This is a genomic window from Delftia sp. WSY_10 (assembly GCF_043104705.1).
Classification (GTDB): domain Bacteria; phylum Pseudomonadota; class Gammaproteobacteria; order Burkholderiales; family Burkholderiaceae_C; genus Comamonas; species Comamonas tsuruhatensis.
In genome coordinates this window covers 322,311-347,053 of record NZ_JBICKY010000019.1, presented here as the reverse complement: position 1 = coordinate 347,053, position 24,743 = coordinate 322,311, and the positions used below count along the sequence as shown (strand labels likewise).

Genomic DNA, 24,743 nt, shown 5'->3' with positions numbered 1-24,743 from the left:
GTTCATTCCTGCTCCCTGTGCAGCCCGGCGCGCGTGGAGCGGCGCCGGGCCAGCCACAGCTCCAGCCGGTAGACGCGGTCCACGGCCAGCGCCGTGGCGGCCATCACGCAGGCCGTGCTGGCCACGATGACGCCCAGGATGCGCAGGCCCTGGTGCTGGATCAGCTCGGTGTATTCGGTGACGACCAGCATGGCGGGCACGAAGAACAGCAGCATCTCGGCCAGCAACCAGTTGGTGCCGCCCTGCAGCCAGCGCGCCTTGACCAGCCCGCTGAACAGGCCCGTGGCCAGCAGCGCGAAGCCGATCAGCCCGGCCGGCATGCCCCAGCCGAAATGCGCACGCACGGCCTCCATGGCCACCCACAGCGCACTGAGCAGCCCCACCTGCAGCACGCCGCGCAGCAGCGGCCAGCAGCGGTGCAGCAGGCCCTGCAACACCTGCGGCCGCAGGACGGGCATGGCGGAAATCTTTGACATGGGGCAATCCTAGGGTTTCCACTCAGATTCGTAAAATGAATAATCTCCATTTTTCCCATGCACAAAAGGAATCCTCATGGACCTGCGCGCGCTGCGCTACTTTGTCGAGGTGGTGCGCTGCAACAGCTTCACGCGTGCGGCCGAGGCGCTGCATGTGACCCAGCCCACCATCAGCAAGATGGTGCGGGCGCTGGAGGAGGAGCTGGGCGGCCCGCTGCTGCTGCGCGAGGGGCGCGGTGTGCAACTGACCGACGCAGGCCAGGTGGTCCATGCGCGCGGCCTGCAGGTGCTGGAGCAGTCACGCCAGCTGCTGCAGGAGGTGGCCGAGGTGGACGGCATTGCGCGCGGCAGCCTGAGCGTGGGCATCATGCCCACGGCCGGGCACTACATGGCGCCCGTGATCGCGCGCTTTCAGCAACTGCATCCGGGCGTGGAACTGCATGTGCAGGAGCAGGGCGCACGCGCCCAGCGCCAGCTGCTGCTGGACGGCAAGCTGGACATGGCGCTGGGCCTGCACGGCGCGGGCGAGGCGGGTGGCGACCTGGCCGGAGAGGGCCTGGAGTACTGCACCATCGCCCACCAGAAGACACGCGTGGCCTTTGCCGCGCACGAGGTGCCCGACCCGGACGCACCCGTGCACTGGAGCGAGCTGGCCCGGCGGCCCTTTGTGTTCTACACCTCGGACTTCGCCCTGCACCAGGCCGTGCTGGAGCATTGCGCGGCGGCAGGCTTCAGCCCACAGGTGCGGCTGCAGACGCGCTACTGGGACTTCATCGGCGACCTGGTGGCAGAAGGCGTGGGCGTGGCCGTGATGTTCGAGCATGTGATCGCGCGGTTCGACCCCCGGCGCGTGTCCAGCCGCCCGCTGGTGGGGCCTGAACTGCACTGGGACGTGGTGCAGCTGTGGCGCAGCGGCTATCTGTCGCGCGCGGCGAGGGCCTGGCTGGAGTGCGTGCGTGCGGTCTATCCCGACGACAATCGCTGAGTCCATGCAACCCAGAAAACGCCCTCCTTCGCGCTCCTTTGCGGGCCCATCCCGGCGCCCGCAGACCGCCTTCGCCGACCGGCCCGACACCGGCCCCTCACGCCTGCTGTGCTTCAACAAGCCCTACGGTGTACTCAGCCAGTTCACCCCCGAGGGCCGCTGGCGTGGCCTCAAGGAGTACATCGACGTGCCGGGCGTGCATGCGGCAGGCCGGCTTGACGCTGACAGCGAAGGACTGCTGCTGCTGACCAATGACGGGCCGCTGCAGGCGCGCATCGCCGATCCGCGCTTCAAGATGGAGAAGACCTACTGGGTACAGGTCGAGGGACTGCCCGACGAGGCCGCGCTGCAGGCCCTGCGCCAGGGCGTGCAGCTCAACGACGGCATGACGCTGCCCGCGCAGGCGCGCCGGCTGGAGCCGCCGCCCGTGCTGTGGCAGCGCGACCCGCCCATCCGCGTGCGCCAGAACATTCCCGATTGCTGGATCGAACTGGTCATCCGCGAAGGCCGCAACCGCCAGGTGCGCCGCATGACGGCGGCCATTGGCCACCCCACGCTGCGGCTGGTGCGCGCGGCCATCGGGCCCTACACGCTGGACGGCCTGGAGCCCGGCCAGTGGAAGGACGTGGAGCCCGCCTAGGGCTCCGGATTGTCGGGAAGTGCCACAGCCTTCCAGCGCTGCAGGCCGAGCCACGGATGAAAGCGCCGCGCCTCGCCCACTTCCACGCGCTCCACACTGCCGGCCAGCAGCGGCCACAGGCGCTGCAATTGCGCCGAGCGCTGCTGCGTGCAGCGCCGCGCGCGGGCCAGCAGCTCGCTGCCCTGGCCCAGCAGGCGCGACAGTTCGCGCAGGCGCGGCGGCGGCAGGCATTGGGCGCTGGCCAGCATCAGCCAGGACGGTGCCTGGCCCGCCTGGGCGGGGCCGCTGGCGGCGAACTGCTCCAGCAAAGCGACATGGGCGCTGAGCAGGGGCGTGGGTGGTTTCTCGGCCAGCATGATCTCCAGCAGAGTGCCCTCGATGCGCCAGCGGGCGGGAACCACGGCATGCTCTACCGAGTTGCCGAAGCGCGTGGACTGGCGATGGCGGACGGCACGGCTGCCCTGCTCCAGCAAGGGCTGCAGCAGTTCGGCCAGGGCCTGCTCGCGCTGCGCCGTGGGCGCTTCGGCCAGCGTGATGCGCAGTGGCACGGCCTCGTAGCCGCGCAGCTGGTCGCGCCAGGCCATCCAGCCCGCCGTGTCGGGGCCGCCCAGCAGCAGGGCGAAGAAGGCGCCCAGGCCGGCCAGGGCCGATCCGGTCCACCAGGACACCTGCACAGGCTGCCGCCCGGCGATCAGCCAGCCCGCCAACCAGACCAGCGCCCCGGCGCAGGTGGCCGCCAGCAGGCCCATGCCGAAGGCGAGGAAGGGCGCGCCATCGAGCCGGTCGGGCAGCAGCACCAGCATGGCCACGCAGGCCGCGCCGGCGCACAGCGCAACGGCCCACCAGCCCGCCACGGGCAGGGTGCGCGCGGTGCGGCCCGTGAGACCCGTGAGACCCGTACGGCCGGCCAGTGCCAGCAGCAGCACGGCCACCACCGCGCCAGCGGTCAGCGCAATGAACAGGGGCGCAAACACCCACAGCGCCAGCAGCCCGAGGACCGCCGATACCGCAAGCGACAGCGCCAGCATGCTCAGGCCTTCTTGAGGAACTCCGACTTGAGCAGCATGGAGCCCAGTTCGGTCTTGCAGTCCACGTTGTGGCCGTCGGCGCCATCGACCAGGCGGATGCCCTTGATCTTGCTGCCCTTCTTGAGCACGGTGGACGAGCCCTTGACCTTGAGGTCCTTGACCAGGATCACGGCATCGCCGTCGGCCAGCGCATTGCCGTTGGCGTCGCGCACGATGCCGTCGCCAGCGGCGGCTTCGCCGGCCTCTTCTTCGGCCTGCATGGGCCATTCGAAGGCGCAGTCGGGGCAGATGTAGCTGGCGGCGTCGGGATAGGTGTTTTCAAGGCCGCACTGGGGGCAGGCGGGAGTGGTCTGGGGCATGAGATTGAACAGATTCGGTGAAGACAAAGAGGCGCGGCGGGCGCGCCGTACCTGGCGATTGTCGCCCCTGCCCCCGCAGGCATGCACCGGCAAACCCGAGCGGCCTGCTACGCTGCGCGCCACTCTTTGCTTTTTCCCCATGGATACGCTGACCCCCTTGCGCGCCTTCCGGCGCATCGTAGAACTGGGCTCCATCGCCAAGGCGGCCGACGCGCTGGACCTGTCCTCGGCCGCGCTGAGCAAGCAGCTGCGCGCGCTCGAAGCCCATCTGGGCGCCGTGCTGCTGCAGCGCACCACGCGCCGCATGAGCCTGACCGACACGGGCCAGGCCTACTACGCCGAGTGCTGCCGCCTGCTCGATGAATTCGATGCGCTGGAGCAGTCGGTGCGCGCGCAGTCGCAGCAGGTGGCCGGCCGGCTGCGCGTGAATGCGCCGCTGTCGTTTGCGCTGAGCACTCTGTCGCCGCTGCTGGCGCGCTTCATGCAGCGCCATCCGCAGCTGCAGATCGACCTGTCCATGGAAGACCGGCTGGTGGATGCGGTGGGCCAGGGCTTCGATGTGTCCATCCGCCTGAGCGCGGAGCTGGCGGACTCCTCGCTGATCGCGCGGCGCCTGGCCTCGCTGTCGCAGATGCTGTGCGCGGCCCCGTCCTATCTGCAGGCGCATGGCCGCCCGGCCAGTGCCGCCGCGCTGCGCGGCCATTCACTGCTGAACTACAGCCTGGCGCATGCGCCCCGCGAAGCGGGCGAGAGTCCCCAGGCGCCGTCCGAGGCGCGCGCCAACGTCAACAACAGCCTGATGCTGCGCGACCTGCTGGTGGCAGGCCTGGGCATTGGCGCCCTGCCCTCGTTCCTGGCGCGGCCGGCGATTGCGGCAGGCCAGCTGGTCGCACTGGACCTTGCGGACCAGGCCGCGCAGGCCCGCCATGTCTACGCGGTCTATCCCACGCAGCGCCACCTGCTGCCCAAGGTGCGCGCCTTCGTGGACTTTCTGGCCGAGGAGCTGCCTGCCGCCATGGGCGAGGATTGTTGACGCCGCGTTAAGAGTTCCTCAAGCGCACGCCCCTTTTTCGCGCCGGGCCTGCGGCCTACGCTTGCCGTCCATCACAGCCATGAAGGACACAAGCATGACGCAATGCAATGATTTTTCCTGCGCCCTGCCCGCGCAGGATGCGGCGACCGCCTCGCCGCAGCAGGCCCTGCAGGCGGCGCCTGCTGCGGCGCCCGCGGTCGCCCCCGCCATCGACTTCTTCCATGACGTGGTCTGCGGCTGGTGCTACGTGATGTCGCCACGCCTGCGCCAGGTGGCGCGCGAGCTGGGCCTGCGCGTGCGCCACCGCAGCTTCGTGCTGCAGGCCTCGCGCGCCGAGATGGTGGCGGCCTTCGGCTCCATGGAGCGCGCCAAGCAGGTCATCCTGGAGCACTGGCAGGCCTGCGCGCAGCATGACGACGAGGACCGCATCGACATCGAGGGCATGCGCCGCGAGGCCTTCGAGTACCCCAGCGGCATGGCCGGCGCACTGGCCTGCCAGGCGGCCCAGATCCTGGGCGGCGATGACGCGCACTGGGATCTGTTCGACGCCATCCAGCACGCCCACATGAGCGAGCACCGCAACATCGGCGACGCCGAAGTGCTGCTGGACATCGCCACGCGCACGGGCTTCGAGCGCAATGCCTTCGCGGGCTGCATGGAAGGCGCCCAGGCGCTGGAGCAGGTGCGCCAGGACCGCGCTCTGGCGCAGCGCATGGGCCTGCGCTCCATTCCCACGCTGATCGCGCCGGGCCTGCCGCCGCTGCAGACCCAGTCGCTGGCTGCGCTGCGCGAACGGCTGCACTTCCTGGCGGCCTGAGCGCCCCCGTCTTTGCTTTTTTTCATCGGCGTTTTTCCGCCTTCCCTCGCGCGCGGCATGCGCGCCCTCTTTCAGCAGACCAAGGACTCTTGCATGACTCTCCAACGCTTCGCTCGCCGCATGGCGCTGCCCTCTCTCGTGATCGCCCTGGCCGCCGCCTTCGCGGGCACCGCGGCCCAGGCCCATGGCGGCCACGAGCCCCCGGCCGGCGCACGCCAGGACGTGGGCACCAGCCCCTGGGGGCCGGCCGACGAGATCGGCCGCCTGAACCTGATCACGCCGGCCTCGCGCGCGGCCATCCTGCAGCGCATCACGGGCGGGCAGGTCTATGACCTGGCCACCGAGTACTACGTGGGCATGCCCAGCTGGCAGGACGCGGGCGATCCGCACTACCAGTTCTGGATGACGCACACGCCGCGCGGCACCGTGGTGGACGACCCGATGAACGTGGGCAAGGACATGAACGCCACGCGCAGCTACACGGGCACGGCGTTTTCCATGTACAGCCACACGGGCACGCACATCGATGCGCTCAACCACTTCGGCATCCGCGGCAGGATCTGGAACGGCTTCAGCGCAGACCAGCACCTGGGCGACCGGGGCTGGCAGCGCACGGGCATAGAGAAATTCCCGCCGCTGGTGGCGCGCGGCGTGCTGATCGACGTGGCGGCCGCCAAGGGCCTGGAGATGCTGCCCGACCAGTACCGCATCACGCGCCAGGACCTCAAGGATGCGCTGGCACGCCAGAAGGTGACGCTGCAGGAGGGCGACATCGTGCTGGTGCGCACGGGCCGCATGAAGCTGTACGGCCAGCCCCAGGCCTACATGGCCAAGCCGCCGGGCCTGGGCCTGGATGCCGCGCGCTTCCTGGTGGAGGAAGGCGGCGCCATGATCGTGGGCGCCGACAACCTGAGCCTGGAGACGTTCCCGTCCGAGGTGGACGACGACTACGTACCGCTGCACAGCTACCTGCTGGCGCAAAAGGGCGTGCCCATCATGGAGCTGGTGGCGCTGGACGACCTGTCGCGCGACAAGGTCTACGAGTTCGCCTTCATCGGCGGCCCGCTCAAGATCCGCGGCGGCGACGCCGCGCCGCTGCGGCCCATCGCCATCCCGGTGCGCTGAGCGGGGCAAGACGAGATTTCTTGAGCTTGACCTCGAAACTCCCGCGCCCCCAAGGCGAGGGACACCGAGCAAGGGCCTACGCCGGCCGCGCCGCCCCGCAGCAAGGGTGTCGCCGGCTGCCCGTACGCCCCCCTCCGAAGAGAGGGGGAAGGCGCGAAGCGACTCAGGGGGTGATCACAGACTCGTGCCCATTTTGCGGAGGAAGCGCTCGCAGGCGTCGAGCTGGGCCAGCTCGACGAACTCGTCGGGCTTGTGCGCCTGCTCGATGGAGCCGGGGCCGCAGACCACGGTGGGAATGCCGGCGTTGTGGAACAGGCCGGCCTCGGTGCCGTAGGCCACCTTGCGCTTTTCCTGGTCGGCGGTCAGCGCGCGCACCAGCTGGGTGATGGCGGCTTCTTCCGAGGCTTCCAGCGCGGGCGCGCTGGCGCCGGTCTCGATCTCGATGCGCGCGTCGGCGAACTCGGCACGCATGCGCGGCAGCAGTTCGTCGCGCACATAGGACTCGACCTGGGCCTGGATGCCATCCACCGACATGCCGGGCAGGTTGCGGAATTCATAGGCGAATTCGCACAGCTCGGGGATGGTGTTGACCGCGATGCCGCCCTGGATCTGGTTGGTGGTCATGGTGGTGAAGGGCACGTCGAAGAATTCGTCGTAGGGGCCGTGCGCCTTGAAGTGGTCGGCGATGTCCCGGATGCGACAGATCAGCCGCGCCGCGTATTCGATGGCATTGCTGCCGCGCGGCGTGAGCGACGAATGCGCGGCCTTGCCGTGCACGCGGCAGCGGTAGAGGTTGATGCCCTTGTGCGCCACCACGACCTGCATGCTGGTGGGCTCGCCGACCACGCAGCCGTCGAAGCGCGCGCCCTCGGCCTTGAGCTGGTTGATCATCACGGGCGCGCCCGCGCAGCCGATTTCCTCGTCGTACGAGAAGGCCAGGTGCACGGGCCTGGCGCGCTGCGTGGCCAGGAATTCGGGCACCAGCGCCAGCGAGGCGGCGATGAAGCCCTTCATGTCGCAGCTGCCGCGCCCATACAGGCGCCCGCCCTTTTCGGTGAGCGCAAAGGGGTTGGTGCTCCACTGCTGGCCATCGACCGGCACCACGTCGGTATGGCCGGACAGCACGATGCCACCCTGCGTTTCGCCATTGCTGGCCGGCAAAGTGGCGAAGAGATTGGCCTTGGCGCCGTCCGGAGAGTGGAACAATCGGGCACTCACGCCCAGCGTGGCCAACTCATCGCGTACACACTCGATCAGCGCCAGGTTGGAGTTGCGGCTGGTGGTGTCGAATGCGACCAGTGTTTCCAGCCAGTCGCGGGTGTTTTTCCAGGTAGTCATGTGGTTCCATCTGCGCCATGGCCTGCGCCGCCCTTCGTGGACGACGCAGGCCATGGCATAGGCATTGCATATGGCGAAGCAGTGTACGCCCGGGTTGCGGCCCGGGCAGGCACGCCGACCCATGCCCCGGGCGTGACTGCCGTCTTTTCAATCCCTTTTCGGAAATGGACCCTGCTTTGACCAAGCAAACCGTCTCGACCCGCAACATCGTGGCTGCCGTCATCGGCAACGCGCTGGAGTGGTATGACTTCCTGGTGTTCGCCTTCATGACACCCATCGTCGCCAAGCTGTTCTTCCCCAGCAATCCCGACAATCCGGACGACAACATCAACCGCATCCTGATGACCACGGCCGTGTTCGGCGTGGGCTTTTTCATGCGGCCCGTGGGCGGCATCCTGCTGGGCCTGTACGGGGACCGCAAGGGCCGCAAGGCGGCCATGGTGATGGTGACCGGCCTGATGGCCGTGGCCATCGCGCTGATCACGCTGGCGCCCACGTATGCGGCGGTGGGCATCCTGGCGCCGCTGTTCATCGTGCTGGCACGGCTGCTGCAGGGCTTTGCGGCCGGCGGCGAGTTCGGCACGTCCACGGCACTGCTGATCGAGCTGGCACCGCCCGGCAAGCGCGGCTTCTATGGTTCCTGGCAGATGGCCGGCCAGATGCTGGCCCTGCTGATCGGCGCGGCCACGGGCACGCTGATCACCGAGATCTTCACCGAGGAAGAGCTGATGGCCTGGGCCTGGCGCGTGCCCTTCGCCGTGGGCCTGCTGATCGTTCCCGTGGCGCTGTACATCCGCCGCCATGTGGAGGAGCCCGAGGTCTTCAAGGAAATGCAGGCCGCGCAGGCCAGCGGCAAGGCGCGCCAGATCGGCATCATGGAGATGCTGCGCACGCATGCGCGCGAGACGCTGGTGGGCATGGGCCTGGTGGTCACGGCCACGGTGTCCATCTACATCACCTTCACCTATCTGGTGACCTATGCCACGGTGACGCTGAAGCTGCCCATGCGCGATGCCTTCATGGTGCAGATGGCCGGCGCCGCGCTGATGGTGGTGATCATGCCGTTCTTCGGCGCCCTGTCGGACCGCGTGGGCCGCCGCATGCTGACCATCGGCTCGCTGATCGGCTACCTGGTGGTGCTCTACCCGCTGTATGCCTGGCTGACCGACGGCCCCACGGTGCAGAAGCTGCTGATCACCCAGTTGGTGGTCTGCGTGTTCGTGGCCGTGTTCTTCGGCGTGTTCAGCACGGTGATGGCCGAGCTGTTCCCGCCCCAGGTGCGGTCTGCCGGCATGTCCATGGCCTACAACGTGGCCGTGATGATCTTCGGCGGCTTCGCGCAGTTCATCGTGACCTGGCTGATCCGCTCCACGGGCTCGCCCATGGCGCCGGCCTTCTATGTGATGTTCGGCGTGACGCTGGGCCTGCTGGCGGCCTTCTTCATCAAGGACCGCGCGATGGAGCGCAACCTGCGCTGATCCCCCCGGGCGGCGCGCCCTGCGCCGCCCTCGCGCATGCCCCGGCACGGGGCCTGCGCAGCCTTGCCGCACGCCGCGCGCACCATGCGCGGGCATGCCGGCCCCCGCCCTGCACCACGGCGGGGAGGCCCGCCCGCATCTGCCGATTTCATGCAGAAAAAGTCAGGGCTGAACTTCTCTGGAGTGCCGCAAATCCGCAGGGAATACCCTCTGCTGGCACGCGTTTCGCTTGTCTACATTCTTGCATGCAAGTTGCAGAGCCACTTGCATACAAGATTCCACAACTTGCGAAAGACGACTATGCGCCGCTTTGCCAGATCACTGTTCGGACAGGTGGTGATCGCACTCATCCTGGGTGTGCTCGCCGGAATATTGGCCCCTGAATGGGCCGTGAAACTCAAGCCCCTGGGCGATGGCTTCATCAAGCTCATCAAGATGATCATTCCCGTGCTGGTGTTCTGCGTGGTGGTGCACGGCATCGCGGGCGCGGGCGACCTCAAGCGCGTGGGCCGGGTCGGCGTCAAGTCGCTGATCTACTTCGAGGTGCTGACCACCATCGCCCTGGTGCTGGGCCTGGTGCTGGCCTTCGTGTTCCAGCCCGGCGCGGGCATGAACGTGGACCCGAGCAAGCTCGACGCCTCGGCCATGAGCGCCTATGCCAGCAACGCCGACAAGCTGACCAGCGGCGGCACGGTGGACTTCCTGATGAAGCTCATCCCCACCACCGTGGTGCAGGCCTTTGCCACGGGCGACGTGCTGCAGGTGCTGCTGTTCGCCGTGCTGTTCGGCTGCGCGCTGACCATGCTGGGCGAGCGCGGCGCGCCCGTGCATGCGCTGATCGACACGCTGTCGAACGTGCTGTTCAAGATCATGGGCATCCTCATCAAGCTGGCGCCGCTGGGCGTGCTGGGCGCCATCGCCTTCACCGTGGGCCAGTACGGCATAGGCTCGCTCAAGCAGCTGGGCATGCTGGTGCTGCTGTTCTACGTGGCGGTGATCTTCTTCGTCTTCGTGGTGCTGGGCCTGGTGATGCGCTTTTCGGGCTTCAGCCTGATCAAGCTGCTGCGCTACCTGCGCGAGGAGCTGATGGTGGTCTTCGCCACCACCTCCTCGGACAGCGTGCTGCCCCAGATCATGGCCAAGCTGCGCAACCTGGGCGTGCGCGACTCCACCGTGGGCCTGGTGATTCCCACGGGCTACTCGTTCAACCTGGACGCCTTCTCCATCTACATCACGCTGGCGGCCGTGTTCATCGCCCAGGCCACGAACACGCCCATCGGCATGGCCGACCTGCTGACCATCCTGGCGATTGCGCTGGTGACCTCCAAGGGCGCCCACGGCGTGCCGGGCTCGGCCATCGTGGTGCTGGCGGCCACGCTGCATGCGATTCCGGCCATCCCCGCCATCGGCCTGGTGCTGGTGCTGTCGGTGGACTGGTTCATGGGCATTGCCCGCGCGCTGGGCAACCTGATCGGCAACTGCGTGGCCACCGTGGCCATCGCGGCCTGGGAAGGTGACATCGACCGCGAGCGCGCCCATGCCGTGCTCAACGGCCTGGCCGACAATCAGGGGCCCGACGCCGAGCCCTCCGGCGCCGCCGCCGTCCCCGCAACCGTGACTCCTGCCCACCCTGCAACGCAATGACACCTGTAAGCCCCCAGCACATCGCCGAGCGCGTCGTCGAAGCCATCCTGGCCCAGAAACTGGCGCCCGGCGAACGGCTGGGGGAGCAGGAACTGGCCGACAACTTCGAGGTCAGCCGCACCATGGTGCGCGAGGCGCTGATGCAGCTGCAGGCGCGCGGCTTCGTGCAGGTGCAGCCCCGGCGCGGCTGGTACGTGGTCCAGCCCTCGGCCGAGGAGGCGCAGGACGCCTTCGCGGCGCGCCGCATCATCGAGACCGGCATCCTGGGCGAGGCCGGGCGCCCCCTGCAAAGCGTGATCGGCCAGCTGCGCCGCCACATCGCCCAGGAGCAGGAGGCCATTGCGGGCGCCGACGCCGCCACACGCGCCTTCCTGCTGGCCGACTTCCACGTCTGCCTGGCCGAGCAGATGGGCCACCGGCTGCTGGCGCTCACCCTGCGCGACCTCACGGCGCGCACCACGCTGGCGGCCACATTGTTCCAGTCCACCCACAGCGCCAGCCAGTCCTGCGCCGAGCACGAGCGCATCGTCGAGGCCCTGGAGCGCGGCGACACCGAGGGCGCCAAGGCCCTGCTGCTGGAGCACATCGGCACGGTGGAGCGTTCGCTGGAGATCCGCCCGAGCGAGGCGCCCGACGCCGGCGACCGCCTGCGTGCCACGCTGGCGCCCCTGTTCGGGGGATAACCCTGTGTCGGTGGGTCGGCAAATTTCCACCGACCGTCGCTAAAACGCCAATCCGGGCCCTACGGAGCGCACTGTCATGGTGCCGACACGGCTGACTGCATACGCTGCTGAGCTGGCGCATTGCGCGCCGTTCATCAACCCACCACTGCTTCGGATATGACCCAACGTCCTATGTCCTTTTCCCGCACTCCCCTGCTCGCGTCCCTGTGCGCGGCTGCAGTCCTCACGGCCTGCGGCGGCGACGGCGGCTCGTTCTACCTCACGCTCGACGGAAAGCAGCCCCAGGTGATCGCCCACCGCGGCTTCTCGGGCAAGTTCCCGGAGCAGACGCGCATGGCCTACGAGGCCGCCGCCGACGCGGGCGCGGACATGCTCGAACTCGACATGCACCTGACGAAGGACTGCCAGCTGGTCGCCCGCCACAACGCCTGGCTCAGCGACAGCACCAACGTGGCCGACGTGGCCAAGACCAATGCCGAAGTGGCGCGCCGCCAGCGCACTGCGGCCGGCGTGCTGGTCAACGTGAAGTACCCCGCCGTGCCTGCCAACGGCCCCTCGCAATACCTGAGCGACCAGCTCGATGCCAACGATCCCAAGTCCGTGCTCAAGGCCCTGGTGGTCGATGGCGAGGACCACCGCAACGACTGGTCCATCAGCGACTTCACGATGCAGGAGCTGCGCACCTGGCTGGGCGGCACGATCCTGGACAACCGCAGCGAGCGCCCCACCGAGTGGAACGGCAAGCTGCCCCTGATCAGCGCCCAGGACGTGCTGGACATCGCCGCCGCCAAGGGCAAGGCCCTGGGCCGCACCATCCCCGTCTACGCCGAGACCAAGAACCCGTACTGGAACAACCAGCAGGCGATCGCCAACGGCTGCGGCGCGCCCGGCTCGCGCCCGTTTGAAGACGCGGTGATCAAGCTGCTGGACCAGAACAAGCTCAACGCCAAGGATTCGCCCATCTACATCCAGAGCTTCGACCCGGCCAGCCTCAAGTACCTGCGCCAGGCCGGCATGAAGGCCAAGGGCGTGCAGCTGATCGACGGCAACGACTTCAATCTGCGCGACGGCTCCATGGTCTACATCACCAACGATGAGTGGACCTTCATCAGCGGCCGCCCCTACAGCTGGACCCTGGCCGGCGACGCGCGCACCTTCGCCACCATGCTCACGCCCGCAGGCCTGGCCGAGATCAAGACCTATGCCGACGGCATCGGCCCCTGGAAGCCCCAGGTCCTGGCCCACTCCGTCGTGCCCTACAAGGACGGCGCCGGCCTCAAGGACGTGAACACCGTCAAGGACACGGGCCTGATCCGCGACGCCCACAAGGCCGGCCTGATCGTGCACAGCTTCACCTTCCGCAACGAGCCGGGCCGCCTGGCCGGCCTGTACAAGGGCGACCCCGTGCAGGAATACCTGGCCTACTACCGCCTGGGCATCGACGGCGTGTTCACCGACTTCACGGACACGGCCGTGACGGCGCGCAAGGCGTACAACAAGGAAATCGGGCTCTGATCGAGCGCTGAATGCCGCTGCGGCAGCGTCCATAAAAAAGCCAGGGCATGCCCTGGCTTTTTACTTGCAACGCGCGGCACCAGTCCGCGCGGACAAACGTTCTCACCCCAGATTCGGCGCCAGCAACCGGCGCAGTTCCTCGATGTCCATGCCCCGGCGCGCGGCCATGTCGGCCAGTTGGTCCTCGCCGATCTCGCCGACGTTGAAGTAGACGGAGTCGGGGTGGCCGATGTAGAAGCCGCTGACGCTGGAGGCCGGGTTCATGGCCAGGCTTTCGGTCAGGCTCATGCCGATCTCGTCGGCCTTGAGCACGGCGAACAGGTCGGTCTTGGCGCTGTGGTCGGGGCAGGCCGGGTAGCCGGGCGCGGGGCGTACGCCCTTGTACTGTTCCTTGATCAGCGCTTCGTTGCTGAGGTCCTCGTCGGGCGCATAGCCCCACAGGTCCTTGCGCACGCGCTGGTGCAGGCATTCGGCGAAGGCCTCGGCCAGGCGGTCGGCCAGGGCCTTGAACATGATGCCGGAGTAGTCGTCCAGCGCGTCCTGGAACTCCTTGTCCTTCTTCTCGGCGCCGATGCCGGCCGTGACGGCGAACAGGCCCGCGTAGTCCTGGATGCCCGATTCCTTGGTGGCCACGAAGTCGGACAGGCAGCGGCTGGGGCGCATCACGGGCTGGCCATCCGGGCCTTCCACCATCTGCTTTTCGGTCTGCTGGCGCATGCCGTACCAGGTCATCAGCACCTGGCTGCGGGACTCGTCGGCGTAGAACTCGATGTCATCGCCCACGCGGTTGGCAGGGAACAGGCCGATGGCGCCGTTGGCCTGCAGCCAGCGGCCTTCGATGATCTTCCTGAGCATGGCCTGGCCGTCGGCCAGCACCTGGCGGGCCTGCACGCCCACGATCTCGTCGTCGAGGATGGCCGGATAGGGGCCGGCCAGGTCCCAGGTCTGGAAGAACGGGCCCCAGTCAATGTATTCGGCGATCTCGGCCAGGTCGAAGTTGCGGAACACGCGCCGGCCCAGGGCGCGCGGCGCCACGGGGGCCTGGGAAAAGTCCACGGGCGTGGCGTTGGCGCGGGCCTTGTCCAGCGGCCACAGCGGCGTCTTCTTCTTGTTGGCGTGCTGGGTGCGGACCTTGTCGTAGTCGGCCTGGATCTCGGCCAGGTAGTTGCCCTTGTTCTCGCCCAGCAGGCTCTGGGCCACGCTGACGCTGCGCGAGGCATCGGGCACGTAGACCACGGGGCCTTCGTACTTGGGCGCGATCTTGACGGCGGTGTGCACGCGCGAGCAGGTGGCGCCGCCGATCAGCAGCGGAATCTTCTTGATGCGGAAGTAGTCGTCCTTGTGCATCTCGCCGGCGACGTACTGCATCTCTTCGAGGCTGGGCGTGATCAGGCCCGACAGGCCGATGATGTCTGCGCCCTCGGCCTTGGCCTTGGCCAGGATCTCGTGGCAGGGCACCATCACGCCCATGTTGATGACCTCGAAGTTGTTGCACTGCAGGACCACGGTGACGATGTTCTTGCCGATGTCGTGCACGTCGCCCTTGACGGTGGCGATGACGATCTTGCCCTTGCTGGACACGTCCAGGCCCGCCGCTTCCTGCTGGCGCTTTTCCTCTTCGATGTAGGGCACGAGGTGGGCCACGGCCTGCTTCATCACGCGCGCCGACTTGACCACCTGGGGCAGGAACATCTTGCCGGCGCCGAACAGGTCGCCCACGATGTTCATGCCGTCCATGAGCGGACCTTCGATCACGTGCAGCGGGCGGCCGCCGCCCTGCACCACGATCTGCTGGTAGGCCTCTTCGGTGTCGGCGACGATGAAGTCGGTGATGCCGTGCACCAGGGCGTGCGACAGGCGCTCGCCCACGGTCTTCGGGTTCTCGGGCGTGCCGCGCCATTCGAGCTTCTTGCTGTCGTCCTTGGCGGCGCCCTTGGCGGCGTCGGCAATCTCCAGCAGGCGTTCCGCAGCGTCAGGGCGGCGGTTGAGCACCACGTCTTCCACGCGCTCGCGCAGCTCGGGCTCCAGGTCGTCATAGACGCCGACCATGCCGGCGTTGACGATGCCCATGTCCATGCCCGCCGAGATGGCGTGGTAAAGGAACACGGTGTGGATGGCCTCGCGCACGGGGTCGTTGCCGCGGAAGCTGAAGCTCACGTTGGAGACGCCGCCCGAGACCTTGGCGCCGGGCAGGTTCTGCTTGATCCAGCGCACGGCCTCGATGAAGTCCACGGCGTAGTTGTCGTGTTCCTCGATGCCGGTGGCCACGGCGAAGATGTTGGGGTCGAAGACGATGTCCTCGGGCGGGAAGCCCACCTCGTCCACCAGGATGCGGTAGGCGCGCTCGCAGATCTCGATCTTGCGCTGGTAGGTGTCGGCCTGGCCCTTCTCGTCGAAGGCCATGACCACGGCGGCCGCGCCGTAGCGCTTGATCAGCCGGGCCTGGCGCTTGAATTCATCCAGGCCTTCCTTCATGGAGATGGAGTTGACGATGCCCTTGCCCTGCAGGCAGCGCAGGCCGGCCTCGATAACCTCCCACTTGGAGCTGTCCACCATGACCGGCACCTTGGCGATGTCGGGCTCGGAGGCGATGAGGTTCAGGAAGCGCACCATGGCGGCCTTGCTGTCGAGCATGGCCTCGTCCATGTTCACGTCGATGACCTGGGCGCCGTTTTCCACCTGCTGGCGCGCCACGGACAGCGCTTCCTCGTACTGCTCGTTGAGGATCATGCGCGCAAAGGCCTTGGAACCCGTGACGTTGGTGCGCTCGCCCACGTTGACGAACAGCGTGCCCTCGCCGATGGTCACCGGCTCCAGGCCGGACAGCTTCATGGGAGGGGGAGTGAAAGAGGACGACATCAAGCTCACCTGCAAAAACGGCATGGCAACAGGTGAGCGTCGTTGGCACCGTGGGCGCGGTCCGGCCGGGAACCTGCACCTGGCCCAAGCCTGACGCGGCACGCGATCCGGTGTACGGATGGGCGGGTGCCGCGCTGCAACGCTCCTCGGGCCAAAGCCCGGGATTCTACGGCGGCTGGCGGCGGCCTGCAGTGCGGGTTTTACGCCCGCATTCGGGGCAGGCCTGCACAAAGCCATGCGGCACTGCACCAAAGCGCGGCAGCGCGGGCCGCCGGCGGTGCCTTCGGGGCGGATTGTCGATGTCCCATCGCCCCGGATTCTTTGCAATGCCTGAGGACAACGCTCCTTTTTTTGCATCTGGCACGCAATTCGCTATCTGCTGGGTACGTGGTCTGACCAGTCAGGCCAAAACCCTCCACCCGCGCCAGCCCATGCAAAGCATTCCGATCTCGATGGCCCAGACGCTGCAGCAGCACATCCTGAGCGGCCACTACCCCGGCGGCAGCCAGCTGCCGCCGCAGCGCGAGCTGGCCCGGCAGCTGGGCATCAGCCGCGCTTCGCTGCGCGAGGCGCTGTCCATGCTGGAGGCCCTGGGCCTGGTCGAGATCCAGCCGGGCAAGGGCGTGCGCATCAACGGCCCGCACAGCGGCCGTGCACGCATGCACCGCGCCTATGCCACCCCGGCGCTGGGCACGCTGTCGCCGCGCCAGCTGATCGAGCTGCGCCTGGTGCTGGAGCCGGGCTGGGCCGCGCTGGCGGCCGTGCGCGCCGACGACAGCGGCCTGCGCCAGCTGCAATGGACCCAGTCCCAGCTGGCCCACGCCCTGGACCGCAGCGACCTGCTGGCCGCCGCCGACGCCGATCTGCAGTTCCACCTGCTGCTGGCCCAGCTGTCGGGCAACCCGGGCCTGGTGGCCATGGCGCGCCAGCTGGAGCTGGCCATCAGCCACAGCCTGCGCCTGCCCTTTGCCTGGAGCGGCGCCGACGACCAGCCGGTGCGCGAGCACGACGCCATCGTGCAGGCCGTCTGCGCAGGCGATGCGCCGGGCGCTGCGGGCGCCATGCGCGCCCACCTGCTGTCGGCTGCCAGGCGCAGCGGCATCGATCTCGACACACCGGACGACGCGGCGGCGCCCGACGCGACGGCACTCGACGCAACAGCGCCCGACGCAACGGCGCCCGATACATCTGCGCCCGACCCTGACCCGCTTTCCTTTCGCCTCATCCCACCTTCCGAAGGAGCTTTCGCATGACTTCCCCCCTGACACCCCGCCGCGCATTCATCCGCACCGCCCTGGCGGCCGCCACCCTGGCCGCTGCCGGCCTGGGCGGCGCCGCTCATGCCGACATGCTGGCCAACATCCAGAAGGCCGGCGTGCTGCGCGTGGCGATTCCGCAGGACTTCCCGCCCTTCGGCTCGCTGGGCACCGACCTGAAGCTGCAGGGCTATGACATCGACATGGCGGCCCTGGTGGCCCAGGAGCTGGGCGTGAAGGTGGAGCTGGTGCCCGTGACCAGCACCAACCGCATCCCCTTCCTGACCACGGGCAAGGCCGACATCGTCATCTCCAGCCTGGGCAAGAACGCCGAGCGCGCCAAGGTGATCGACTTCACCCAGGCCTATGCGCCCTTCCCCAAGAGCGTCTATGGCCCCAAGGACATGAGCATCAAGGCCCCTGCCGACCTGGCCGGCAAGACCGTGGGCGTGACGCGCGGCTCCACCGAGGACCTGGCCCTCACGCAGGTGGCGCCGGCCTCGGCCACCATCAAGCGCTACGAGGACAACAACGCCACCGCGCAAAGCTACCTGACGGGCCAGGTGCAGCTGGTGACGCTGGGCAACATCGTGGCCAACGCCGTCAACGAGCGCACCAGGCTGCGCCAGCTGGACGTGAAGTTCGCGGTCGAGGACACGCCCTGCTACATCGGCGTGGCCAAGGGCGAGCCGGCGCTGCTGCAGAAGGTGGACGCCATCATCACCAAGCTCAAGGCCGACGGCCGCCTGACCGGCCTGTCCCAGCGCTGGATGAAGATGCCGCTGCCCGCCACCCTGTAACCGCTGCGCCCCTGTTCCCGGAAATCCTTCCATGGCCTATCAATTCGACTTCGGCGCCGTGTTCGACTACAGCGGCCTGCTGGCACAGGGCGCGGGCTTCACGCTGGCGCTGACGGCGGCGGGCGCCGTGCTGGGCGGCGCCATCGGCGTGGCCGGCGGCGTCAGCCGCGCCTGGCGCATTGCGCCGCTGCACTGGCTGTTCAAGGTGTACGTGGAGGGCATACGCAACACGCCCTTCCTGGTGCAGCTGATGTTCGTGTTCTTCGGCCTGCCTTCGCTGGGCGTGCAGATCAACGAATGGCAGGCCTGCCTGCTGACCACGGTGATCAACCTGGGCGCCTACATCACCGAGATCGTGCGCGCCGGCATCCAGGAGACGCCGCGCGGCCAGCTGGAAGCCGCTGGCGCGCTGGGCATGGGCCGCTGGGCGGTCTTCCGCCATGTGGTGCTGCGCCCTGCGCTGCAGCGGGTCTGGCCCTCGCTGAGCAGCCAGATCGTGATCGTGATGCTGGGCACCTCGGTGGTCTCGCAGATCGCGGCCCAGGACCTGACGTTTGCGGCCAACTTCATCCAGTCGCGCAACTTCCGCGCGTTCGAGACCTACCTGGTGGTGACGGCGGCGTACTTCGTGCTGGCCCTGGCACTGCGCCAGTTGCTGGCCTGGATAGGCCAGCGCTTCGTGGTGGGCCGCCGCACGCCGCGTGCAGCCAGGCCCGCTGCACCTGCTGCACCTGCGACCACTGCCGGAGACGCCGCATGATTGCCGACATTCCCCTGCTGCCCATCCTGGCCAAGCTGGCCGAGGGCCTGCTGGCCACGCTGGCGCTGTCGCTGCTGGCCTTCGTGCTGGGCGGCGCCACCGGATTGCTGGTGCTGTTCGCCCGCGTGGGCCGCAGCCTGAACCTGCGCCGCCTGGCCAAGGCCTATATCCAGGCCTTCCAGAACACGCCGCTGCTGATGCAGATGTTCATCGTTTTCTTCGGCTCGTCCATGGCCGGCCTGGACATCTCGCCCTGGACGGCGGCCGCCATCGGCCTGACGCTGTACACCAGCGCCTACCTGGCCGAGGTCTGGCGCGGCTGCGTGGAGTCCATTCCCCGCGGCCAGTGGGAAGCCTCGTCCAGCCTGGCCATGGGCTACCTGCAGCAGATGCGCCATGTGGTGCTGCCGCAGGCGCTGCGCCTGTCGATAGCGCCCACGGTCGGCTTCTCGGTGCAGATCATCAAGGGCACGGCCGTGGCCTCGATCATCGGCTTCAGCGAGCTGACCAAGCTCGGCTCCATGCTGGCCAACGCCACCTTCCAGCCCTTCCTCATCTACGGCCTGGTCGCCGCAGGCTACTTCCTGCTGTGCTGGCCCCTGTCCCTCTACGCATCCCATCTGGAGAAGAAACTCTATGCCGCTCGTTGATGTGCGCGCCGTTCACAAGCATTACGGCAACAACCATGTGCTCAAGGGCGTGGACCTGAGCGTGGACAGCGGCCAGGTGGTCGCCATCATCGGCCGCAGCGGCTCGGGCAAGAGCACGCTGCTGCGCTCCATCAACGGGCTGGAGGCCATCCAGTCCGGCCAGATCGTGGTGGACGACGCCGTGCTCAAGGGCTCGGAGGGCAGCGCGCCCTCGCCCGCCCAGCTGCGCGCGCTGCGCCTGAACGTGGGCATGGTCTTCCAGCAGTTCAATCTGTTCCCCCACCTGACGGCGGGCGAGAACGTGGCCCTGTCGCCCACCGTGGTCAAGGGCGTGAAAAAGCCCGAGGCGGCGGCGCTGGCGCGCCAGATGCTGGCCAAGGTCGGCCTGGGCGACAAGTACGACAGCTACCCCGACCAGCTCAGCGGCGGCCAGCAGCAGCGCGTGGCGATTGCACGCGCGCTGGCCATGCAGCCCAAGGTGCTGCTGTGCGACGAGATCACCTCGGCCCTGGACCCGGAGCTGGTCAACGAGGTGCTGGCCGTGGTCAAGCAGCTCGCCGCCGAGGGCATGACGCTGATCATGGTCACGCACGAGATGCGCTTTGCCCGCGACGTGGGCGACCAGCTGGTGTTCATGCACCAGGGCCTGATCCACGAAAGCGGCCCGGCCAAGCAGCTGTTCGCCAGCCCGCAGACGCCGGAGCTGGCCGGCTTCATCGGCGCCGTGCACTGAGCGGTACGGCCAGGCAGGACAAAGGCCCGCGTCGCGGGCCTTTTTTGCATCGGTGCGGCGCAGGGGCCGCGGTCAGTGGCTGATCATCCAGGGCCGCTTGGTCGGGAAGGTCTTGGCGCCGTTGGGCGCCGTGACCGTGGAGCCGCGCTTGCTGGCGCCGCTGCAGCAGCCGCAGCCCGAAGGGTGGCGCATGCGCGCGTAGCTGCCCTCGGCCACATCGCGTGAGCGCCTGGGCTCGTGCCGTGCGCGCTCGTTGGTGTCGTGGGCGCGGCGCTGCTCGGGGCTGGTGCAGGCCAGGCGCGGCGCGCTGACGAAGACGCGGGGCGAGGCCGCCTCGCAGATGGGGCAGGGCGCGGGCTCGTTGCGCTGCGAGAGGCTGCGCAGCGCGTCGAAGCCGCCGCATGCGGCGCAGTGGTAGTCATAGGTGGGCATGGGCGGCCTCTGGCGAATGGTGGATGGCGGGTGTCGTATGCCGGGCTTACTTGTCCTGGGCGATGGGCAGGTCCACCCCGCCCGTGATGATCTTCTGTGGTCCCTCGGCCGTGGGATTGATGTCGAAGTCGAAGATCTCCGTGGGCAGCCACAGCGTGGCGCAGGCATTGGGCACGTCCACCACGCCGCTGATGTGGCCCTGCACGGGCGCCGTGCCCAGCAGCGAGTAGGCCTGGGCGCCGCTGTAGCCGAATTTCTTCAGGTACTCGATGGCGTTCAGGCAGGCCTGGCGGTAGGCCACGGTCACGTCCAGGTAGTGCTGCTTGCCCTTTTCGTCCACCGAGATGCCTTCGAAGATCAGGTAGTCCTTGTAGTTGGGCGTCATGGGGCTGGGCTTGAAGATGGGGTTCTTGATGCCGTACTTGGCCATGCCGCCCTTGATCAGCGAAACCTTCATGTGCACCCATCCGGCCATCTCGATGGCGCCGCAGAAGGTGATTTCGCCATCGCCCTGGCTGAAGTGCAGGTCGCCCACGCTCAGGCCCGCGCCGTCCACGTAGACGGGGAAGAACACGCGCGAGCCGCGCGAGAGGTCCTTGATGTCGCAGTTGCCGCCGTGCTCGCGCGGCGGCACGGTGCGCGCGCCTTCGGCGGCGGCCTTGTCGCGCGCCTCGCCCTGCATCTGGCCCATGTGGGCGGTGGTGGCGTTGGGCGGGTTGGCCAGGCCGGGGATGCGGTCGGGGTCGGTGGCGATGAGGCCGGTCTCGCGCTCATTCCAGCTGGCCAGCATCTTGGGGTCGGGCAGGCAGCCGATCAGTCCCGGGTGGATGAGGCCTGCGAAGTTGACGCCGGGGATGTGGCGGCTCTTGGTGAACATGCCGTGGAAGTCCCAGATGGACTTCTGGGCCAGCGGGAAATGCTCGTCCAGGAAGCCGCCGCCGTTTTGCTTGGAGAAAAAGCCGTTGAAGCCCCAGAGGCTGTCGTCGCGCGCGCCGATGTCCAGCAGGTCCACCACCAGCAGGTCGCCGGGCTCGGCGCCCTTGACGCCCACGGGGCCGGACAGGAAGTGGACGGTGGACAGGTCCACGTCGCGCACGTCTTCGGCGCTGTCGTCGTTCTTGATGGCGCCGCCGGTCCAGTCATACGTCTCCAGCTTGAACTCCGCGCCCGGCTCCACCCAGACCGCCATGGGGATGTCGGGATGCCAGCGGTTGTGCACCTGCGGGTTGTCGTAGGGGGACTGGTTGAGATCGACCTTGATCAGGGTTTCGGCCATGGTGTGCTCCTTGCGATGGCAGTGGGAAAAGAGAGGAACTCGGCGCCTGCATCGACCGCGGTGAATGAAACCGGCACGGCACAACCCAGGGACACCAAGGAAGGGCCGCCCCGCACCGAGGGTGTCGTCCCCCTCCCGCGTGCGAGAGAGGGGGAAGCGGCGCAGCCGCTCAGGGGGTGCTTCATACAGAGAGGTAGGACTTGATGCGCTGCTCGTCGGTATCGGCACGCGCGGTTTCATGTACCAATCTCCCGCCCTCGATGACGAACAGCCGGTCGGCCACATCCATGGCGAAGGAAAGCACCTGCTCGCTGACCACGATGGTGATGCGGCGCAGCTTGCGGATCTCGTTGAGCGCCTTGGCGATGTCCTTGATGATGGAAGGCTGTATGCCCTCGGTGGGCTCGTCCAGCAGCAGCACCTTGGGGTCGGTGACCAGGGCGCGCGCAATGGCCAGCTGCTGCTGCTGCCCGCCCGAGAGGTTGCCGCCCTTGCGCCGGCGCATGTCCCAGAGCACGGGGAACAGGGCGTAGATGTCTTCGGGCACCTGGCGCGACTTCGCGTTCTCCAGGCCCGTCTGTATGTTCTCTTCCACGGTCAGCGTGGGGAAGATCATGCGGCCCTGGGGCACGTAGGCAATGCCCTTGGCCACGCGCCGGAAGCTCTCGTCCTTCGTGACGTCCTGGCCGGCCACGGTGATCTGGCCGCTCTTGGCGGGCATGACGCCCATCAGGCTTTTGAACAGCGTGGTCTTGCCCATGCCGTTGCGGCCCATGATGGCCACGGTTTCGTTCTCGCGGCCCTCGAAGCTGATGCCGTGCAGCGCCTCGCTCTGGCCATAGGCCACGTACAGATCCTTGACTTGCAGCATGTGAATTCCTTGTGCGTGCCTCAGTGGCCGAGGTAGACGTCGATGACCTTGGGGTCGGCCTGCACCTTGTCCATGGGACCCTCGGCGAGGATCTTTCCCTGGTGCATGACGGTGACCTTGTGCGCGATGCGCGCCACGAACTCCATGTCGTGCTCGATGACGATGACGGAGCGGTTCTTGCAGATGCGCTGCAGCAGCTCGGCCGTCAGCTCGCGCTCGCGGGCGCTCATGCCGGCGATGGGCTCGTCCAGCATCAGCAGCTCGGGCTCCTGCATGAGCAGCATGCCGATCTCCAGCCACTGCTTCTGGCCGTGGCTGAGCAGGCCGGCCTCGGTGTCCAGGCGCTCGTCCAGGCCGATGTCGGCGGCCACGGCCTGCACGCGATCGCGCACCGCCTCCGTGCACTTGAAGGCCAGCGCGCCGAAGACCGAGCGGCCTTCGGGGTAGGAGACCTCCAGGTTCTGGAAGACCGACAGGTTCTCGTAGATGGACGGCGTCTGGAACTTGCGCCCGATCCCCAGGCGCACGCGCTTGTGCTCGGCCATGCGCGTGAGTTCCTCGTTCTTGAACTTGATGCTGCCAGCCGTGGCGCGGGTCTTGCCGCAGATCAGGTCCAGCAGCGTGGTCTTGCCCGCGCCGTTGGGGCCGATGATGACGCGCAGCTCGTTCCTGTCGATGTACAGGTTCAGCGCGTCGATGGCCTTGAAGCCGTCGAAGGAGACCGTCAGGTCTTCCACGGCCAGCGTGAAGTCGGTATTGCTCATGGTGTGCTCCCGCTGTGGTTCAGGCGCCCTGGCGGCCCATGCCTTCGGACAGGGCGGACGTGGGCTTGGTGGCGGCCGGGGCAGGTGCTGCCTGGGCTCCCTGCGCTGCGGCCGGTGCCGCGCCCTTGCGGCGGTTGTTCCACCAGGGAACGATGCGACTTTCCCACAGGCCGGCCAGCCCCATCGGGAAGGCCATGGTCACGCCGATGAACAGGCCCGCCATGAGGAACAGCCACAGGTCCGGGAAGCTCTCCGAGAAATAGGTCTTGCCCGCGTTGACCAGAAGCGTGCCGTACACGGCGCCCACCAGGCTCATGCGCCCGCCCACGGCGGCGTAGATGACCATCTCGATGGAGGGCACGATGCCCACGAAGCTGGGCGACATGAAGCCCACCTGCAGCGTGAACAGCGCGCCGCCCACGCCCGACAGCGCAGCGGCCAGGCAGAACACAAAGACCTTGAAATTGGCCACGTCGTAGCCGGAAAAGCGCACGCGGTCTTCCTTGTCGCGCATGGCCAGCAGCAGGGTGCCCACCTTGCCCGTCTGAATCCAGCGGCACAGCACGATGGCGCCGATCAGCAGGGCCACGCAGACGTAGTAGAGGATGTACTTGGCGCTGTCCGTGCGCGTGTCCCAGCCCCACAGGGTCTTGAGGTCGGTCATGCCGTTGACGCCGCCCGTGTAGCCCTGCTGGCCGATGATGAGCACGGTGACGATCAGCGCCACGGCCTGCGTGATGATGGCGAAGTACACCCCGCCCACGCGGCGCTTGAACATGGCGAAGCTGATGAGCCAGGCCAGCAGCGTGGGCACGGCGATGACGGCGGCCAGCGAGAACGGCAGGCTCTTGAAGGGCAGCCAGAACGAGGGCAGCTCGGTCAGCTGGTTCCAGTCCATGAAGTCGGGGATGCCGGGCGTGGACTGGATCTTGGTGCTGATGGGGTCGGACGCCTCCAGCTTCAGGAACATGGCCATGGCGTAGCCGCCCAGGCCGAAGAACACGCCCTGGCCCAGGCTGAGCACGCCGCCATAGCCCCAGACCATGACCAGGCCGATGGCGACGAAGGCATAGGTCAGGTACTTGCCGACCAGGTTGAGGCGGAAGATGTCCAGCGCCAGGGGCAGCACCACCGCCAGCAGGACGGTGAGCAGCACCAGGCTGGCGAGCTGGTAGCGCTGTATCCAGGCTTTGAGGGCTTGCATGGAATGACTCCGGTGAA

Annotated in this window: 24 protein-coding genes and 1 riboswitch; of the genes, 14 read left to right on the top strand and 10 right to left on the bottom strand. The window is 67.9% G+C overall.

Features of this window, described 5'->3' with window-relative positions; translation table 11 throughout:
* Positions 1–2: 2 nt before the first annotated feature.
* Positions 3–476, bottom strand: a complete 474-nt coding sequence (locus tag ACF8ML_RS10395) for a CidA/LrgA family protein (protein WP_239972763.1) — start codon at positions 474–476, stop codon at positions 3–5.
* Positions 477–552: 76 nt separating this feature from the next.
* Here ACF8ML_RS10395 and ACF8ML_RS10390 point away from each other — a divergent pair, with 76 nt between their 5' ends.
* Both ACF8ML_RS10390 and ACF8ML_RS10385 read left to right on the top strand, forming a co-directional pair.
* Positions 553–1,461 carry a LysR family transcriptional regulator gene (locus ACF8ML_RS10390; RefSeq protein WP_012202182.1) on the top strand — a complete coding sequence of 303 codons (909 nt, stop codon included), beginning with the start codon at positions 553–555 and terminating at the stop codon, positions 1,459–1,461.
* 4 nt (positions 1,462–1,465) lie between these two features.
* Positions 1,466–2,101: a pseudouridine synthase gene (locus ACF8ML_RS10385; RefSeq protein ID WP_198819746.1), complete on the top strand. Its 636-nt coding sequence runs from the start codon at positions 1,466–1,468 to the stop codon at positions 2,099–2,101.
* Here ACF8ML_RS10385 and ACF8ML_RS10380 read toward each other — a convergent pair.
* The gene (locus ACF8ML_RS10380) at positions 2,098–3,129 is read right to left on the bottom strand and encodes a hypothetical protein (RefSeq protein ID WP_392407086.1); all 1,032 of its coding nucleotides are present in this window, start codon (positions 3,127–3,129) and stop codon (positions 2,098–2,100) included. The two genes, ACF8ML_RS10385 and ACF8ML_RS10380, sit on opposite strands and share 4 nt — an antisense overlap.
* A gap of 2 nt (positions 3,130–3,131) precedes the next feature.
* Positions 3,132–3,488, bottom strand: coding sequence for a zinc ribbon domain-containing protein YjdM (locus tag ACF8ML_RS10375; RefSeq protein WP_016452161.1), 357 nt, complete (start codon positions 3,486–3,488; stop codon positions 3,132–3,134).
* Between the two features lie 139 nt (positions 3,489–3,627).
* Between ACF8ML_RS10375 and ACF8ML_RS10370 the strand changes: the two genes are divergently transcribed.
* The 3 genes from ACF8ML_RS10370 to ACF8ML_RS10360 all read left to right on the top strand — a co-directional run bounded on the left by ACF8ML_RS10370 (position 3,628) and on the right by ACF8ML_RS10360 (position 6,463).
* Positions 3,628–4,521 carry a LysR family transcriptional regulator gene (locus ACF8ML_RS10370; RefSeq protein WP_392407085.1) on the top strand — a complete coding sequence of 298 codons (894 nt, stop codon included), beginning with the start codon at positions 3,628–3,630 and terminating at the stop codon, positions 4,519–4,521.
* A 94-nt stretch (positions 4,522–4,615) separates the two neighbouring features.
* The gene (locus ACF8ML_RS10365; protein WP_392407084.1) at positions 4,616–5,338 is read left to right on the top strand and encodes a DsbA family protein; all 723 of its coding nucleotides are present in this window, start codon (positions 4,616–4,618) and stop codon (positions 5,336–5,338) included.
* Positions 5,339–5,431: 93 nt separating this feature from the next.
* Positions 5,432–6,463: a cyclase family protein gene (locus ACF8ML_RS10360; RefSeq protein ID WP_016448695.1), complete on the top strand. Its 1,032-nt coding sequence runs from the start codon at positions 5,432–5,434 to the stop codon at positions 6,461–6,463.
* A 174-nt stretch (positions 6,464–6,637) separates the two neighbouring features.
* Here ACF8ML_RS10360 and argE read toward each other — a convergent pair whose 3' ends face one another.
* The gene (gene argE / locus ACF8ML_RS10355; RefSeq protein ID WP_016448696.1) at positions 6,638–7,801 is read right to left on the bottom strand and encodes an acetylornithine deacetylase; all 1,164 of its coding nucleotides are present in this window, start codon (positions 7,799–7,801) and stop codon (positions 6,638–6,640) included.
* A 164-nt stretch (positions 7,802–7,965) separates the two neighbouring features.
* Here argE and ACF8ML_RS10350 point away from each other — a divergent pair, with 164 nt between their 5' ends.
* The 4 genes from ACF8ML_RS10350 (at position 7,966) to ACF8ML_RS10335 (ending at position 13,121) form a co-directional block, all read left to right on the top strand.
* The gene (locus ACF8ML_RS10350) at positions 7,966–9,279 is read left to right on the top strand and encodes an MFS transporter (RefSeq protein ID WP_016448697.1); all 1,314 of its coding nucleotides are present in this window, start codon (positions 7,966–7,968) and stop codon (positions 9,277–9,279) included.
* A 300-nt stretch (positions 9,280–9,579) separates the two neighbouring features.
* Positions 9,580–10,923 carry a C4-dicarboxylate transporter DctA gene (locus ACF8ML_RS10345; RefSeq protein WP_016448698.1) on the top strand — a complete coding sequence of 448 codons (1,344 nt, stop codon included), beginning with the start codon at positions 9,580–9,582 and terminating at the stop codon, positions 10,921–10,923.
* Complete coding sequence (locus tag ACF8ML_RS10340) at positions 10,920–11,606, top strand: GntR family transcriptional regulator (protein WP_016448699.1); 687 nt, start codon at positions 10,920–10,922, stop codon at positions 11,604–11,606. The genes ACF8ML_RS10345 and ACF8ML_RS10340 overlap by 4 nt, the downstream gene beginning before the upstream one ends.
* A 171-nt stretch (positions 11,607–11,777) precedes the next feature.
* Entirely contained in the window at positions 11,778–13,121 is a 1,344-nt protein-coding gene (locus ACF8ML_RS10335; protein ID WP_034368583.1) for a glycerophosphodiester phosphodiesterase family protein, read from the top strand.
* Positions 13,122–13,223: 102 nt separating this feature from the next.
* Here the strand turns inward: ACF8ML_RS10335 and metH are convergent, their stop codons facing one another.
* Entirely contained in the window at positions 13,224–15,980 is a 2,757-nt protein-coding gene (metH, locus tag ACF8ML_RS10330; protein WP_392407083.1) for a methionine synthase, read from the bottom strand.
* A 27-nt stretch (positions 15,981–16,007) separates the two neighbouring features.
* Positions 16,008–16,134, bottom strand: a riboswitch (S-adenosyl-L-homocysteine riboswitch).
* Between the two features lie 277 nt (positions 16,135–16,411).
* Between metH and ACF8ML_RS10325 the strand changes: the two genes are divergently transcribed.
* From ACF8ML_RS10325 to ACF8ML_RS10305, 5 genes are read left to right on the top strand one after another with little or no spacing between them, the layout of a single operon-like run.
* Positions 16,412–17,233, top strand: a complete 822-nt coding sequence (locus ACF8ML_RS10325; RefSeq protein WP_074921228.1) for a FadR/GntR family transcriptional regulator — start codon at positions 16,412–16,414, stop codon at positions 17,231–17,233.
* A complete protein-coding gene (locus tag ACF8ML_RS10320) occupies positions 17,230–18,036 on the top strand; it encodes a transporter substrate-binding domain-containing protein (protein ID WP_088166526.1) in 807 nt (268 codons plus the stop codon). Before ACF8ML_RS10325 ends, ACF8ML_RS10320 begins: the two co-directional genes overlap by 4 nt.
* A 31-nt stretch (positions 18,037–18,067) precedes the next feature.
* Positions 18,068–18,796 (top strand): amino acid ABC transporter permease, encoded by a 729-nt coding sequence (locus tag ACF8ML_RS10315; protein ID WP_016448704.1) that lies wholly within the window; start codon positions 18,068–18,070, stop codon positions 18,794–18,796.
* Positions 18,793–19,446 (top strand): amino acid ABC transporter permease, encoded by a 654-nt coding sequence (locus tag ACF8ML_RS10310; protein WP_017406331.1) that lies wholly within the window; start codon positions 18,793–18,795, stop codon positions 19,444–19,446. Before ACF8ML_RS10315 ends, ACF8ML_RS10310 begins: the two co-directional genes overlap by 4 nt.
* Positions 19,433–20,179 carry an amino acid ABC transporter ATP-binding protein gene (locus ACF8ML_RS10305; protein ID WP_016448706.1) on the top strand — a complete coding sequence of 249 codons (747 nt, stop codon included), beginning with the start codon at positions 19,433–19,435 and terminating at the stop codon, positions 20,177–20,179. Before ACF8ML_RS10310 ends, ACF8ML_RS10305 begins: the two co-directional genes overlap by 14 nt.
* A 72-nt stretch (positions 20,180–20,251) precedes the next feature.
* Here ACF8ML_RS10305 and ACF8ML_RS10300 read toward each other — a convergent pair whose 3' ends face one another.
* The 5 genes from ACF8ML_RS10300 to urtC all read right to left on the bottom strand — a co-directional run bounded on the left by ACF8ML_RS10300 (position 20,252) and on the right by urtC (position 24,726).
* Positions 20,252–20,611, bottom strand: a complete 360-nt coding sequence (locus ACF8ML_RS10300) for a zinc ribbon domain-containing protein (protein WP_016452169.1) — start codon at positions 20,609–20,611, stop codon at positions 20,252–20,254.
* A gap of 46 nt (positions 20,612–20,657) precedes the next feature.
* Entirely contained in the window at positions 20,658–21,887 is a 1,230-nt protein-coding gene (gene fmdA / locus ACF8ML_RS10295; protein ID WP_012202164.1) for a formamidase, read from the bottom strand.
* 181 nt (positions 21,888–22,068) lie between these two features.
* The gene (gene urtE / locus ACF8ML_RS10290; protein ID WP_043789393.1) at positions 22,069–22,758 is read right to left on the bottom strand and encodes an urea ABC transporter ATP-binding subunit UrtE; all 690 of its coding nucleotides are present in this window, start codon (positions 22,756–22,758) and stop codon (positions 22,069–22,071) included.
* 20 nt (positions 22,759–22,778) lie between these two features.
* On the bottom strand, positions 22,779–23,522 hold the full coding sequence (gene urtD, locus ACF8ML_RS10285; protein ID WP_016450222.1) for an urea ABC transporter ATP-binding protein UrtD: 744 nt from the start codon (positions 23,520–23,522) through the stop codon (positions 22,779–22,781).
* Positions 23,523–23,541: 19 nt separating this feature from the next.
* Positions 23,542–24,726: an urea ABC transporter permease subunit UrtC gene (gene urtC / locus ACF8ML_RS10280; protein WP_392407082.1), complete on the bottom strand. Its 1,185-nt coding sequence runs from the start codon at positions 24,724–24,726 to the stop codon at positions 23,542–23,544.
* Between the last annotated feature and the right edge of the window lie 17 nt (positions 24,727–24,743).